Origin of the sequence: Streptomyces lincolnensis (assembly GCF_021173675.1) — a bacterium.
GTDB lineage: Bacteria > Actinomycetota > Actinomycetes > Streptomycetales > Streptomycetaceae > Streptomyces > Streptomyces lincolnensis_B.
Genome location: NZ_JAIHON010000002.1, coordinates 234,602 through 247,163, shown reverse-complemented (window position 1 = coordinate 247,163; position 12,562 = coordinate 234,602). Strand labels below are relative to the sequence as shown.

The window sequence follows — 12,562 nt, the reverse complement described above, 5'->3', positions numbered from 1 at the left end:
AGTTACGGCGCTACCCCAGAGCCGCCACCTTGTCCCGATACCCCCGAACCGGCGCAGCATCCTTGTACGGCTCCAACCGCCGCTCGAACTCCCGCACATACTCCACCGCCCGCACCGACCGCATCTCCGCCGCCGCCCCAGCCGCCTCCGCGGCCAACGCACACGCCTGATCAAGCTCCCCCAGCCCCAGCCGAGCAGAAGCAAGAACAACACGACAGAACAACCGGCTCCGCGCATACGCGGGAGCCCGCAACTGCAGCGACCGCTCCGCATGCTGCGCCGCCGCCCGGAACTGCTGGAGATCGCGGTGCGCGTGCCCGAACTCGTCCGCGAGCTGCGCCTCGTCGAAGAAACGCGCCCAGTGCGGCACCTCGTCCCCGGGCCGTGCCGTCTCCAGGGCGCGTTCGGCCCGTACGAGGGACGCCGTGCAGGCCCGCACCTCCCCCAGCACCCCGTGCCCGCGCGCCTCGGAGGCGTGGAGCAGGGCCTGCACGACGGGCGGCGCGTTGGTGCCGACCCCCTGCTGGGCCACCCGGGCGAGCTGGACGGCCTCCCGCCCGTGCCCGAGGTAGACGGCCTGCCTGCTCATCGTCACCAGCGTGTACGAGCCGTACGCCCGGTCCCCGGCCGCCTGCGCGAGCCGCAGCGCCTGGACGAAGTACCGCTGCGCCAGACCGTGCGCGGCGATGTCGTACGACGTCCAGCCCGCGAGCCGGGTCAGGTCCGCGGCGGCGGCGAACAGGCGGCGGCCGGTCTGCTCGCCGTAGGTGCCGCGCAGCATCGGCTCGCACTCGTGCTCCAGATAGCGCACCAGGGCCTGCCGGGCGTGCCCGCCGCCGTACATGTCGTCGAGGGTGCGGAACAGGTCGCCGACCGAGCGGAGCGCGGCGATGTCGCCGCCGGTGACCTTCTGGCCGGGCCCGCGTTCGGCGGTGCCGCGCTGACGGGGCACGGCGGGGCGGCCCTGGGCGGGGACGCGGAGGGGCGGTTCGCCGCGGGCCACCTTGTCGTCGGGGCGGCCGATCAGCCAGTCGCGGCTGGGCACGACGAGCCCCGCCGGGGTGAAGGCGATCTTGCGCAGTTCGGCGTGGCTGCCGGAGTCCTTGCGCCACAGCCCGCCGATGATGTCGACGGCCTCCTCGGGGGTGGCGGCGAATTCGAGCCCCGCGTAGACCGGGGCACAGGCGTCGAGGCCCAGGTCCTGGGCGGTCAGGCGGCGCCCCAGCCGCCGGGTGAAGACCTCGGCGATCAGGGCGGGGGTGGTGCCGCGGGGCTGCTGCCCGCGCAGCCACCGGGTCACGGATGTCTTGTCGTATCTCAGGTCCAGGCCGTGTTCGAGACCGAGCTGGTCCACGCGACGGGCGAGACCCGCGTTGGAGAACCCCGCTTCTGCGATGAGCGCGGCGAGCTGGCGGTTGGGGGTGCGCTGCGCGGGTCGTTCCGTCATCTGCGGTGCGGTCTCCTGCCTTTCGGGCCATCGCCCGGCCTCATCGGCCGCGCGGTGCCCGGATTGCCTGTGAGCAGCCCTTATGGCCTCTGTGAACGGCGCGAATGTAGCGGAGAGTGAGCAGGCGATCGCACACTTCCACGTTCGTTCATCCGATCGTGTGAGGATTGGCCGCACGGCTGACGCGTGGCGGTCGGTCGTACAGTGGCGTAGGCACCTTTCGTGCCTTACGACCTTCTAGGGAGGCGCTTGCCGTGAGTGGGTTGCGGTTCGTTCGCATGGGGTTCGGTCCGGACGCCGTCGAGTACCGGGAGGCGTGGGACGAGCAGCGCCGGGTGCACGCGGCGCGGTTCGCCGACGAGATCCCCGACACCGTGCTGCTGCTGGAGCACCCCCCTGTCTATACGGCGGGCCGGCGCACGGCGGACAGTGAGCGACCGCTCGACGGCACCCCGGTGATCGACGTGGACCGCGGCGGCAAGATCACCTGGCACGGTCCCGGCCAGCTGGTCGGCTACCCGATCCAGAAGCTCCCGCGCCCGGTGGACGTCGTCGCCCACGTACGGCGCCTGGAGGAGGCCCTGATCCGCACCTGCGCGGAGTTCGGCCTGGAGACCACCCGGGTCGAGGGGCGCAGCGGCGTATGGCTCCTCGGCGACCCGGTGGAGGAGCGCCCGGCGCTCGGCGGGCTGTCCCTGGACTTCGACCCCCGCCTGACCGACGAGGAGTTCGACGCGCGCCTGAACGGCCCGGAGTACGCCCCGTCCAACGCCGGCCAGCGCCGCGAGGACCGCAAGATCGCCGCGATCGGGATCCGGGTGGCCAAGGGCGTCACCATGCACGGCTTCTCGCTGAACGTGAACCCGGACAACAAGTGGTTCGACAGGATCATCCCGTGCGGGATCCGGGACGCCGGCGTCGCCTCCCTGGCGGACGAGCTCGGCCGGGACGTCACCATCGCCGAGGTGCTGCCGGTCGTCGAGCGGCACCTGAGGGACGTACTGGAGAACGCGGAGCTGAAGCCGCGCGAGATCGAGAGGGCGACCGCCTGACGGCGGGAATCAGCCCGGAAGTCATGGGGTTGGCCTGACGGCAGGGCTCAGTAAGCACGGGCGTACCCTGGTGTACGCCGACGAATCGAAGCACAGGGAGCCGACGTGTCCGCAGTCTCACCGGACGGACGCAAGATGCTGCGCCTGGAGGTCAGGAACGCCCAGACCCCCATCGAGCGCAAGCCCGAGTGGATCAAGACCCGGGCGAAAATGGGTCCCGAGTACACGGCCATGCAGAAGCTCGTGAAGAGCGAGGGTCTGCACACGGTGTGCCAGGAAGCGGGCTGCCCGAACATCTACGAGTGCTGGGAGGACCGCGAGGCGACCTTCCTCATCGGCGGCGACCAGTGCACCCGGCGCTGCGACTTCTGCCAGATCGACACCGGCAAGCCCGAGGCCCTCGACCGCGACGAGCCGCGCCGCGTGGGTGAGTCCGTGGTCACCATGGACCTCAACTACGCCACCATCACCGGTGTGGCCCGCGACGACCTCGCCGACGGCGGCGCCTGGCTGTACGCCGAGACCGTGCGCCAGATCCACGAGCAGACGGCCTCCCGCGAGGCCGGCCGCACCAAGGTCGAGCTGCTCGCCCCGGACTTCAACGCCGTACCGGAGCTCCTGGCGGAGGTCTTCGCCTCCCGTCCCGAGGTCTTCGCGCACAACGTCGAGACCGTCCCGCGGATCTTCAAGCGCATCCGCCCCGGCTTCCGCTACGAGCGCTCACTGAAGGTCATCACCGAGGCCCGCGACTACGGCCTGGTCACCAAGTCGAACCTCATCCTCGGCATGGGCGAGACCCGTGAGGAGGTCAGCGAGGCGCTCAGGCAGCTGCACGACGCCGGCTGCGAGCTCGTCACCATCACGCAGTACCTGCGGCCCTCGGTGCGCCACCACCCCGTGGAGCGCTGGGTCAAGCCGCACGAGTTCGTGGAGCTGAAGGAGGAGGCCGAGCAGATCGGCTTCTCCGGCGTCATGTCCGGCCCGCTGGTCCGCTCCTCGTACCGGGCCGGCCGGCTGTACCAGATGGCCGTCGAGAAGCGGGGCGCGTACGTCGCCTCGCAGGCGGTCTGATGGCACGGAGTGCCACCGTGCGCGTGTGAATCCGCGCACAAGCAACTACCCCTCGGTAGTGGCCGATTGACGCGGTCCCGAGCGTCCCCGCAGATAGGGGGCCCATCGGGGCCGCGTCAAGGTTTTTTGGCTGCTTATCCAGGCTTCATTGGCGTTTGACCGGTCGGTCACGCCCTGGTAACACCAATCAGTGACCCTGGTTGTACAGCCCGTGCACCGTTCACCAAAGCCACTGTTCCTGAGGGGGGACCTCCATCATGCAGGCCGCGCCCGTACGCGCCACCGCGATCCCGTCGTTCACCGATGCACTCCGTGCCGTCGAGTCGCTGCTCCTGAGCAGTGGCCAGCGCACCGCCCGCCGCAACGCCTGGACGTCCGTCCTGGAGGACCGCCGTCGCGCCAAGGACCGCGTCGAGGCCCAGCGGGTCCTGGACCAGACCTTCGCCGTCCGTCCCTGACGTGCCCGTCCGCCTTCCCCACGGCACTGCCGTCGTCGGCGCTTCCAGGGGCACGTAGACTTCGGGGCATGGCGAGGAAGGACACGGCAGCGGACGCTGCGAACCCCGGGCGACTCAAGCAGATCGCTCTGACCTACAAGATGACTCGCAGGGCCGACAAGAAGATCGGTCTTGTACTCGCGGCTGTCGGAATCGTCACCTTCGGTGTCTTCCTCGCGATCGGTTTCTTGATCGGTCACCCCGTATATCTCGGCATCCTGGGCCTCCTGCTCGCCTTCCTCGCGTCGGCGATCGTGTTCGGGCGCCGGGCCGAGCGGGCCGCCTTCGGGCAGATGGAGGGCCAGCCGGGAGCGGCGGCGGCCGTACTGGACAACGTCGGCCGCGGCTGGTCGACGACCCCCGCGGTGGCGATGAACCGCAGCCAGGACGTGGTGCACCGGGCCGTCGGCAAGGCCGGCATCGTCCTGGTCGCCGAGGGCAACCCCAACCGGGTCAAGAGCCTGCTGGCCGCCGAGAAGAAGAAGATGAACCGCATCGTCGCGGACGTCCCGGTGCACGATCTGATCGTGGGCACGGGCGAGGGCCAGGTGGAGCTGAAGAAGCTGCGCACCGCGATGCTGAAGCTTCCGCGCGTGCTCTCCGGCCCCCAGGTCACCGCGACCAACGACCGGCTGCGTGCCATGGGCGACCTCATGAGCAACATGCCCCTGCCCAAGGGCCCGATGCCCAAGGGCATGAAACTCCCGAAGGGCGGCCCGAAGGCTCGCTGACCTTCCCTCTACGACCACCCTTCCTTCTTCTACGACGATGGGGGCGCCCGGATCACTCCGGGCGCCCCCATCGTCGTAGCGTCGTAGAAGGTCTCAGATGCGCACTTCCACGGTGCGGGCCAGGCGGTCGTGCAGGCCCCTGCCGTCGCGGTCCCAGATGAGGGCGGGGACGGCGAGGAACAGCAGCACCGTGCGGATGAGGGCGCGCAGGGGGTTGACCCGGCCGGTGTCGAGGGCGATGACCCGCAGGCCGAAGAGGCGCTTGCCCGGGGTGAAGCCGAGCGTGCCCACCGTGAGGACGATCAGGACGAAGAGGACGAGCGGTGCCCAGATCTGCGCCGCCTCGTTGTAGCTGTCCGCGATCAGGCCGTATGCGATCAAGAGGCACAGGCCCCAGTCCACGACGAGCGCGCCCAGGCGGCGCCCCGGGCGGGCGATCGAGCCCGGCCCCTCCTCCGGCAGACCGAGCTGCTCGCCCCGGTATCCGAAGTCCACACCCGCGTTCTCGGCGGCGGCGCGGGGGCCCGAGAGCCACGATCCGATTGCTTCCCTCTTGTCCACGCGTCCACCGTACTGCGACCGTTTCGGGATACGGACAGGTGGGGTAGGGCGAACGATGTCCGGTTAACTTGTGCGAAACAAATGGGTCACGCCCGAGAAATCACCCGTCCCTAGGGTCGACGACAGCGTGTGCCACCGCACTGGCCGCACGAACGAACTACCACCCCGGCACGGGAACGGCCGGGAGTAGGAGGAGCTGGATGTTCCAGAACGCCGACGAGGCCAAGAAGTTCATCGCGGACGAGGACGTCAAGTTCGTCGACGTCCGATTCTGCGACCTGCCGGGCGTCATGCAGCACTTCACGCTGCCCGTCGAGGCGTTCGACCCGGACGAGGAGCTCGCCTTCGACGGCTCGTCGATCCGCGGCTTCCAGGCCATCCACGAGTCCGACATGGCGCTGCGCGCGGACCTGTCGACCGCCCGGGTCGATTCCTTCCGCCGCGACAAGACGCTGAACATCAACTTCTTCATCCACGACCCGATCACGGGCGAGCAGTACTCCCGTGACCCGCGCAACGTGGCGAAGAAGGCCGAGGCGTACCTCGCGTCGACGGGCATCGCCGACACCGCGTACTTCGGCCCCGAGGCGGAGTTCTACGTCTTCGACTCGGTCCGTTTCGCCACGTCGTCGAACGAGTCCTTCTACCACATCGACTCCGAGGCGGGCGCCTGGAACACCGGTGCGCTGGAGGACAACCGCGGCTACAAGGTCCGCTACAAGGGCGGTTACTTCCCGGTCCCGCCGGTCGACCACTTCGCCGACCTGCGTGCCGAGATCTCCCTCGAGCTGGCCAAGTCCGGCCTCCAGGTCGAGCGCCAGCACCACGAGGTGGGCACCGCCGGCCAGGCCGAGATCAACTACAAGTTCAACACGCTGCTCGCCGCGGCCGACGACCTCCAGCTCTTCAAGTACATCGTGAAGAACGTGGCCTGGCGCAACGGCAAGACCGCGACCTTCATGCCGAAGCCGATCTTCGGTGACAACGGCTCGGGCATGCACGTCCACCAGTCGCTGTGGTCGGGCGGCTCCCCGCTCTTCTACGACGAGGCCGGTTACGCGGGCCTGTCGGACACCGCCCGCTACTACATCGGCGGCATCCTCAAGCACGCCCCGTCGCTGCTGGCCTTCACGAACCCCACGGTGAACTCCTACCACCGTCTGGTCCCGGGCTTCGAGGCCCCGGTGAACCTGGTCTACTCGCAGCGCAACCGCTCCGCGGCCATGCGTATCCCGATCACGGGCTCCAACCCGAAGGCCAAGCGCGTCGAGTTCCGCGCGCCCGACTCCTCCGGCAACCCGTACCTCGCCTTCTCGGCGCTGCTCCTCGCGGGCCTGGACGGCATCAAGAACAAGATCGAGCCGGCCGAGCCGATCGACAAGGACCTCTACGAGCTCGCCCCCGAGGAGCACGCGGGCGTCCCGCAGGTCCCGACCTCCCTCCCGGCCGTCCTCGACCGCCTGGAGGCCGACCACGAGTTCCTGCTCGCGGGCGACGTCTTCACGCCGGACCTGATCGAGACGTGGATCGACTACAAGCGCACGAACGAGATCGCGCCGCTCCAGCTGCGTCCGCACCCGCACGAGTTCGAGCTGTACTTCGACGTGTGATCGACGCGTAGTCCGTCCGGCGGCGCCCTCGTCCCTGTTGTCCAGGGGCGAGGGCGCCGTCGTATGGTTTCTGGCACGACTGTTCGAGAAGAGTGACGGGGGTTGCGACGATGTCCGAACAGGACGACAGCGAGCGGGAGTTCGACATCAAGTGGGCCGACAGTGCCGAGCACAAGGAGCCCTCGGCACGGGCCCGGATGCTCGCCGCCCGCTGGAAGGAGAACCCGCCGCAGCCCCAGCCGTTCCGGGCGGAGCCGGAGGGACGGGCGCCGCGGCGTTCGTCCTGGATATCCACGGCCGTCGTCCTCGGCACCGTGGCGGCCATCATCCTGCTGCTGGGGTACGCGAACTTCCGGGGGCCGTACTAGGCCGTGGACGTCGGGAGCGGTGGGGCGGCCGCGGGGAGGCTGGCGCACGGCGCGGCGGTTGGGGATGTGCTCGATGTCGAGGATCCCGAGGCCTGGCTCGCGCTGGATCAAGGGGTGCGGGCGGACGGGTGGTACTACCCGCCGGACGTCACGCCGAGGTGGGAGCAGGCCCGGGGCGGTCGGGCGCTGACCGCCGCTCTGCGCGGGTCCGAGCCGCTCGGCGCGCCTCTGCTCGTCCTCGCGCTGTGCCACCGGGATGGGCGGATCCGGGAGAGGGCGCTGACAGAGGCCGACCGGCATCCGGTCGTCCTGCCGTTGGTGGTCGTGCGGTGTGCGGACTGGGTCGGGCCGGTGCGGGACCGGGCCCGGGCGCGGCTGGCGCAGGACATCGACGAGGGGACGGCCGTCGCGCTCGCGCCGCTGGCCCTGCGCATCGGGCGCCGGCACCGGGGCGCGTTCGCCGTGGACCTGATCGGTGACGTACTGCGGCGGGCGCCCCGAGAGCGGCTGCTGCCGCTGTTCGCTCACACCGACCGCGCGGTGCGCCGCTTCGCGTACCGCATCGCCGTCGAGGAACGGCGCCTCTCCCCCGTCGAGTTGGCTCGCACCGCCGCCCGTGACGAGGACATCGTCGTGCGGAACCTGTGCGCGGAGGCCGCGCTCGCGGCCGTGGCGCCGGACGCGTACGAGGACGTACTCGAGCCGTTGCTCGTCGCCCGCGACCCGCGGGCCCGTTCCGTGGGTGTCACCGCGCTGCGGCGGGCCGGGCGGCCGGAGCGGGCGGAGCGGTTTCTGGCCGACCGGTCGGCGCTGGTGCGGGCCTGTGCGCGGTATGTCGTACGGCAGGCGGGGGGTGATCCGTCGGCCTGGTACCGGGAACGGTGTGCGGAGGCCGGTGATCCGGCGGTGCCGCCCGCGGCCGTGATCGGACTGGCGGAGTGCGGAGAGCGGGCGGACGCCGAGCTGCTGTGGCCGCTGACCGCGCACCCCGTCGCGGCGGTGCGGGCGCGAGCGGTGGCCGGACTGCGGGCCCTGGACGTGACGGACGTACCGCGTCTGGCCGCGCTCCTCGACGACCCGGCTCCCGGGGTGGTGCGCGAGGTGACGCAGGCGCTGGCGCCGTCCGCGCGGGCGCTGGACGTCGAGCGGCTGACGCGAGGGCTCGACCCGGGGCGGCCCCGGCATGTACGGGTCTCCGCGTTCCGGCTGCTGACCGCGCACGACGGGCTCGTGCGACTGCGTGCGGCCGTGGCGTTGCTCGACGATCCGGACGAGAAGGTGCGGCACTGGGCGCGGCAGTCCGTGCAGCGGTGGCGTCCGACGGCGGACGTGCCACCCGGCACGGCGGAGGTGGGCGAGCTGCTCGATCGGGGACGGCATCTGTTCAGCGCGTACGTGCTGGCCCGGCGCAAGTGGGAGGCGGGCCTGACGGCCTGAACCTTTGCTGGTCCTAGGGCTGGGCGCGACCGGTTCATGGGTGGGGCCGGGTGCACACTGGGCAGTGGGGCGAGTGCCTGGCTTGTGGGGTGAGGCGTGATGCGGAGTCGCTTCGAGGGTGATCGGCGGTTGGCCGTGCGGATGACGGTCACCATGTTTCTGCTGGGGCTGCTGTATGTGGTCTTCGTGGGGGCGCTGGTCGTTCTGCTGAAATCGTGGGTGCTCGTCGTCGTGGTGGTGGCGGGGGTGCTCGGGGCGCAGTACTGGTTCTCCGACCGGATCGCGATGTTCGCGATGCGGGGGCGGGTGGTGGAGCGGGAGGAGTATCCCGAGCTGCATGCCGTGGTGGACCGGTTGTGTGCGCTGGCGGACATGCCCAAGCCCGTGGTCGCCGTGTCCACCATGGACATGCCCAACGCCTTCGCCACCGGGCGGAATCCCGACAACGCCGTGGTGTGCGTGACCACGGGGCTGCTGCGCCGCCTGGAGCCGGCCGAGCTGGAGGGTGTGCTCGCGCACGAGTTGTCGCATGTGGCGCACAAGGACGTCGCCGTGATCACGATCGCGTCGTTCCTCGGGGTGATCGCGGGGCTGATCGTGCGGTTCGCCTTCTACAGCCAGCTGTTCGGCGGTGGGCGCCGGGACCAGAACACCGCCGTCGTGTTCGCCGCGGTGATGGGGGTGTCGGCGGCCGTGTACGCGATCAGCTTCCTGCTGATCCGGGCGCTGTCCCGGTACCGGGAGCTCGCCGCGGACCGGGCCGCGGCGCACCTCACCGGACGGCCCTCGGCCCTGGCCTCCGCGCTCACCAAGGTCTCCGGGGACATCGCCCGGATCCCGACCAAGGACCTGCGTACCGCCCAGGCCTTCAACGCCTTCTACTTCACCCCGGCGACCGGCAGGGAACCCGGCATCGAGCGGCTCTTCTCGACCCACCCGTCCCTGGAACAGCGGTTGGAACAGCTGGGGCGGATCTCCACCGAGCTGGGTGAGGCGGCGAGCCCGGGGAGGTCCGGCTGAGGATGGGGCTGCTGGACATCCTGCTGGGGCGTACGAAGCCGGTCGTACCCGATCTCGACCGGCTCTTCGCCCTGCCGTCGGCCGCGGTGACCCTGGAGGCGGCGGCCTCCTTCACGCCGACCGGGCGGGGCGCGGTGTGCTTCGCCACGGTGGAGGGCGCCGCCTTCGAGCAGACCCACCGCGAGGTGCAGGCCCTGCTGGACGCGGACACCGAGCGCGAAGGCCCACCGGTGGAGCTGAGCCGTGACGAGTACGGCTACTCCTGGCTGGTCTCGCAGCGCGGCCCCGACCAGCTGCCCCTCCTGGTGAACGACCTGCACGCGGTCAACAGTTCCATGGAGGTCAACGGCTTCGGACCGCAACTGCTGTGCTCGCTCGCCGGGTTCCAGGATCCCGAGGGCCGTTCCCTGGCGCTGGTCTACCTCTACAAGCGGGGCACCTTCTACCCCTTCGCGCCACTGCCCGGCGCGGCACAGCGGCGCGACAACGCCCTGGAACTACGCGTGAAGGCCGCCCTCGCCGACGACCTGCGGGTCGAGCAGGACCTGAACCGCTGGTTCCCGGTGTGGGGCGCCCCCGGCCTCTGACCGGCGGATCCCGAGGCGCCCCACTGCCGCACGTGCTTGGCTTGCCTGTCTCACTTGCCCTTCTCGCGTGCCTGCCTACGGGACTCGAAGGGGCGCTCGCGGCGGTAGCGGCGCTCCCACTTGGCCTGCTTGTCCCGGCGGTCGCGGTACGCCCGGTAGCTGCCCGGCACGACCCCCGAGCCTCCTCCGGAAGGGCCTCCCCCCGACGGGGTGGAGGTGGAGCCGTGTCCGTACTGCAGGTACAGGAAGAGCACGGCGACGGCGGCGAGCCACCAGACGGGGTTCTGGAATCCCAGGACGACCAGGACAACGGTCCCGGATATGACGATGGTGCCCATCACGGGCCTCCGTGAGCGTGGGTGTCCGAGCGATGCGTGATGTGGTGACGGAACGCTGGGGGAAGGCGCCCGTCCGTCGGTGCGTAGAGAGAGTAGCCCCGAGTCCGCAAGGTGATGCCCGCCCTGCGCAAAGCGGTGGGGGACGGCTCCGTAACGCGTCTCCAGAGTACGGAGACGGTCACTTTGCGTGCATCTGCTTTTCCCTCGGCTCGCTCATGGCCCCCCGGCGCCGTCACTCCCCCGGTGCCGCCGTGATCACGCCCGCTGCGACGGCCGCGGTCAGGGTTGCGTGGTCGTGGGTGGTCTGGTCGGCGTAGTCGAGGGCGTAGTCGGCGAGGGCGCGTTCGAAGGTGTCGGCGCTGCCGAGGTAGGCGGCGATGGCGATGCGGTCGCCGGAGCGGGCGTGGGCGCGGGCCAGGGCGGTGCCGCACAGGCGGGCGTAGGCGGTGAGGGCGGAGGGGGGCATGGCGGCGACCTCCGCGGAGCCCTTCATGTCGCGCAGTTGGCGCCAGTAGAAGGCACGGCCCTGGGGCCCGCTCATCCAGCCGAGGAAGATGTCACCGGCGGCCTGGAGCAGGCGCTGTCCGGCGACGACACGGTGGCCGGGGTGGACGTAGGGGCCGTGCGGCAGGTGTTCTTCGAGTACGGACGTGCGCGCCTCCTTGATCTGGAGGAACAGCGGGTCGTCCGCGTCGCGGCCGGCGAGGAGCACGATGAAGCAGCGCATGCCGACGCTGCCGACGCCGACGACCTTGCGGGCCGCGTCCACGAAGCGGTAGCGGTCCAGGAGCAGGCGGCGTTCCTCGGTGAGGGTGGAGCGGTAGTCGCTGAAGATCTTGCGCAGGGCGGCCATGTCGGGGGATCCGACGGGGTCGAGCAGGGGTGGGTCGTAGCGGATGCGCCGCCGTCCGTCGACGATCTCGGTGAGGGTGCCGAGGGCCTGGATGCTGGTGCGGCGGCGGGCCCGGGTGAGGCTGGAGGCGGCCCGCCGGCGGTGGCGGCCGGAGCGGATCAGGGGCAGCAGGCTGTCGGCGTCCAGGCGCTCGTACCAGACGTCGAGTTCGCCCCGCCCGGCGAGGCGGCGCACAGTGGTCCGGTAGGCGGCGGTCGCCTCCAGGGCCGCCCGGTGGGCCTTGGCGTCGCTGTGGCCGTTCTCGCGGGCGGCTACGGCGATGCTGGCGGCGAGGCGTTTGACGTCCCACTCGAAAGGGCCCGGGAAGGTCTCGTCGAAGTCGTTGAGGTCGAAGAGGAGGGACCGCTCCGGGGAGGCGTACAGGCCGAAGTTGAGCAGATGGGCGTCGCCGCACAGCTGCACGGTGAGGCCGGTGTGCGGCTGGGCGGCGAGGTCGGCGGCCATCACGGCCGCCGCGCCGCGCAGGAAGGCGAAGGGCGAGGCCGCCATCCGGCCGTACCGCACGGGGAGGAGTTCCGGCAGCCGGTCGCGGCCCTGTCGTTCCAGTACGCCTACGGGGTCGGGGCGGTCGACGGACGGGATCCAGAGGGCGTGCGCGGACCGGGTGACCCGCTTGCGGGCGGCCCTGCCTCGCTCGGCGCGGTGGGCGGGGTCGGCGCGATGGGTGAGGTGGGCGGGGTCGGCGGAGGTGGCGGGGGCGGTCATCGGCTCTGCCTCTGTCGCATCTGGCCTCCCGGGAGCCTCGGTCCGTCACCCTCCTGATCGCAGTGAAGGCCCGGCGCGGGGCGGGCGCATACCGGGTACGGCAATCGGGTGAGGGGGGCCTTGAGCGCTTGTCGCCGTTCGCTGCCGTACCCCTGTCATGTCGCTGACCTATCGCTGCCGTATCGCTGCCCTACGACTGTCAGTGGCATCGGGGAGGATGCCCTC

General features: G+C 70.9%; 13 protein-coding genes. 9 read left to right on the top strand and 4 right to left on the bottom strand.

Annotation, left to right across the window (positions count from 1 at the left end; all coding sequences use genetic code 11):
* Positions 1-10 precede the first annotated feature (10 nt).
* Positions 11-1,447, bottom strand: coding sequence for a regulator (locus K4B79_RS04660; RefSeq protein WP_232024954.1), 1,437 nt, complete (start codon positions 1,445-1,447; stop codon positions 11-13).
* 254 nt (positions 1,448-1,701) lie between these two features.
* On the opposite strand from K4B79_RS04660, the gene lipB reads away from it, so the two are divergent.
* The 4 genes from lipB to K4B79_RS04640 all read left to right on the top strand — a co-directional run bounded on the left by lipB (position 1,702) and on the right by K4B79_RS04640 (position 4,798).
* Positions 1,702-2,499 carry a lipoyl(octanoyl) transferase LipB gene (lipB, locus tag K4B79_RS04655; protein ID WP_232024953.1) on the top strand — a complete coding sequence of 266 codons (798 nt, stop codon included), beginning with the start codon at positions 1,702-1,704 and terminating at the stop codon, positions 2,497-2,499.
* Between the two features lie 105 nt (positions 2,500-2,604).
* On the top strand, positions 2,605-3,570 hold the full coding sequence (gene lipA, locus K4B79_RS04650; protein WP_232024952.1) for a lipoyl synthase: 966 nt from the start codon (positions 2,605-2,607) through the stop codon (positions 3,568-3,570).
* A 257-nt stretch (positions 3,571-3,827) separates the two neighbouring features.
* Positions 3,828-4,028 carry an SCO2195 family GlnR-regulated protein gene (locus K4B79_RS04645; protein WP_232024951.1) on the top strand — a complete coding sequence of 67 codons (201 nt, stop codon included), beginning with the start codon at positions 3,828-3,830 and terminating at the stop codon, positions 4,026-4,028.
* A 68-nt stretch (positions 4,029-4,096) separates the two neighbouring features.
* Entirely contained in the window at positions 4,097-4,798 is a 702-nt protein-coding gene (locus K4B79_RS04640) for a DUF4191 domain-containing protein (RefSeq protein WP_232024950.1), read from the top strand.
* A gap of 93 nt (positions 4,799-4,891) precedes the next feature.
* Here K4B79_RS04640 and K4B79_RS04635 read toward each other — a convergent pair whose 3' ends face one another.
* A complete protein-coding gene (locus K4B79_RS04635) occupies positions 4,892-5,359 on the bottom strand; it encodes an RDD family protein (protein ID WP_232024949.1) in 468 nt (155 codons plus the stop codon).
* A gap of 200 nt (positions 5,360-5,559) precedes the next feature.
* Between K4B79_RS04635 and glnA the strand changes: the two genes are divergently transcribed.
* The 5 genes from glnA to pspAB all read left to right on the top strand — a co-directional run bounded on the left by glnA (position 5,560) and on the right by pspAB (position 10,381).
* On the top strand, positions 5,560-6,969 hold the full coding sequence (gene glnA / locus K4B79_RS04630) for a type I glutamate--ammonia ligase (RefSeq protein WP_232024948.1): 1,410 nt from the start codon (positions 5,560-5,562) through the stop codon (positions 6,967-6,969).
* A gap of 110 nt (positions 6,970-7,079) precedes the next feature.
* Positions 7,080-7,337 (top strand): SCO2583/SCO2584 N-terminal domain-containing protein, encoded by a 258-nt coding sequence (locus K4B79_RS04625; protein ID WP_232024947.1) that lies wholly within the window; start codon positions 7,080-7,082, stop codon positions 7,335-7,337.
* A gap of 66 nt (positions 7,338-7,403) precedes the next feature.
* Complete coding sequence (locus K4B79_RS04620; RefSeq protein WP_232024946.1) at positions 7,404-8,774, top strand: hypothetical protein; 1,371 nt, start codon at positions 7,404-7,406, stop codon at positions 8,772-8,774.
* A 99-nt stretch (positions 8,775-8,873) separates the two neighbouring features.
* Positions 8,874-9,794, top strand: a complete 921-nt coding sequence (gene htpX / locus K4B79_RS04615; protein ID WP_232024945.1) for a zinc metalloprotease HtpX — start codon at positions 8,874-8,876, stop codon at positions 9,792-9,794.
* A 2-nt stretch (positions 9,795-9,796) separates the two neighbouring features.
* Positions 9,797-10,381: a PspA-associated protein PspAB gene (gene pspAB / locus K4B79_RS04610; RefSeq protein WP_232024944.1), complete on the top strand. Its 585-nt coding sequence runs from the start codon at positions 9,797-9,799 to the stop codon at positions 10,379-10,381.
* Positions 10,382-10,431: 50 nt separating this feature from the next.
* Here pspAB and K4B79_RS04605 read toward each other — a convergent pair whose 3' ends face one another.
* Both K4B79_RS04605 and K4B79_RS04600 read right to left on the bottom strand, forming a co-directional pair.
* Positions 10,432-10,719, bottom strand: coding sequence for a hypothetical protein (locus K4B79_RS04605; RefSeq protein ID WP_232024943.1), 288 nt, complete (start codon positions 10,717-10,719; stop codon positions 10,432-10,434).
* 232 nt (positions 10,720-10,951) lie between these two features.
* The gene (locus K4B79_RS04600) at positions 10,952-12,337 is read right to left on the bottom strand and encodes a DUF2252 domain-containing protein (RefSeq protein ID WP_232024942.1); all 1,386 of its coding nucleotides are present in this window, start codon (positions 12,335-12,337) and stop codon (positions 10,952-10,954) included.
* Between the last annotated feature and the right edge of the window lie 225 nt (positions 12,338-12,562).

Bases quoted from the DNA above. Each gene is read 5' to 3' on its own strand.
- K4B79_RS04660 (WP_232024954.1), bottom strand. From the start codon at position 1,447: ATGACGGAACGACCCGCGCAGCGCACCCCCAACCGCCAGCTCGCCGCG.
- K4B79_RS04645 (WP_232024951.1), top strand. From the start codon at position 3,828: ATGCAGGCCGCGCCCGTACGCGCCACCGCGATCCCGTCGTTCACCGAT.
- K4B79_RS04640 (WP_232024950.1), top strand. From the start codon at position 4,097: ATGGCGAGGAAGGACACGGCAGCGGACGCTGCGAACCCCGGGCGACTC.
- glnA (WP_232024948.1), top strand. From the start codon at position 5,560: ATGTTCCAGAACGCCGACGAGGCCAAGAAGTTCATCGCGGACGAGGAC.
- K4B79_RS04625 (WP_232024947.1), top strand. From the start codon at position 7,080: ATGTCCGAACAGGACGACAGCGAGCGGGAGTTCGACATCAAGTGGGCC.
- htpX (WP_232024945.1), top strand. From the start codon at position 8,874: ATGCGGAGTCGCTTCGAGGGTGATCGGCGGTTGGCCGTGCGGATGACG.
- pspAB (WP_232024944.1), top strand. From the start codon at position 9,797: ATGGGGCTGCTGGACATCCTGCTGGGGCGTACGAAGCCGGTCGTACCC.
- K4B79_RS04605 (WP_232024943.1), bottom strand. From the start codon at position 10,719: ATGGGCACCATCGTCATATCCGGGACCGTTGTCCTGGTCGTCCTGGGA.
- K4B79_RS04600 (WP_232024942.1), bottom strand. From the start codon at position 12,337: ATGACCGCCCCCGCCACCTCCGCCGACCCCGCCCACCTCACCCATCGC.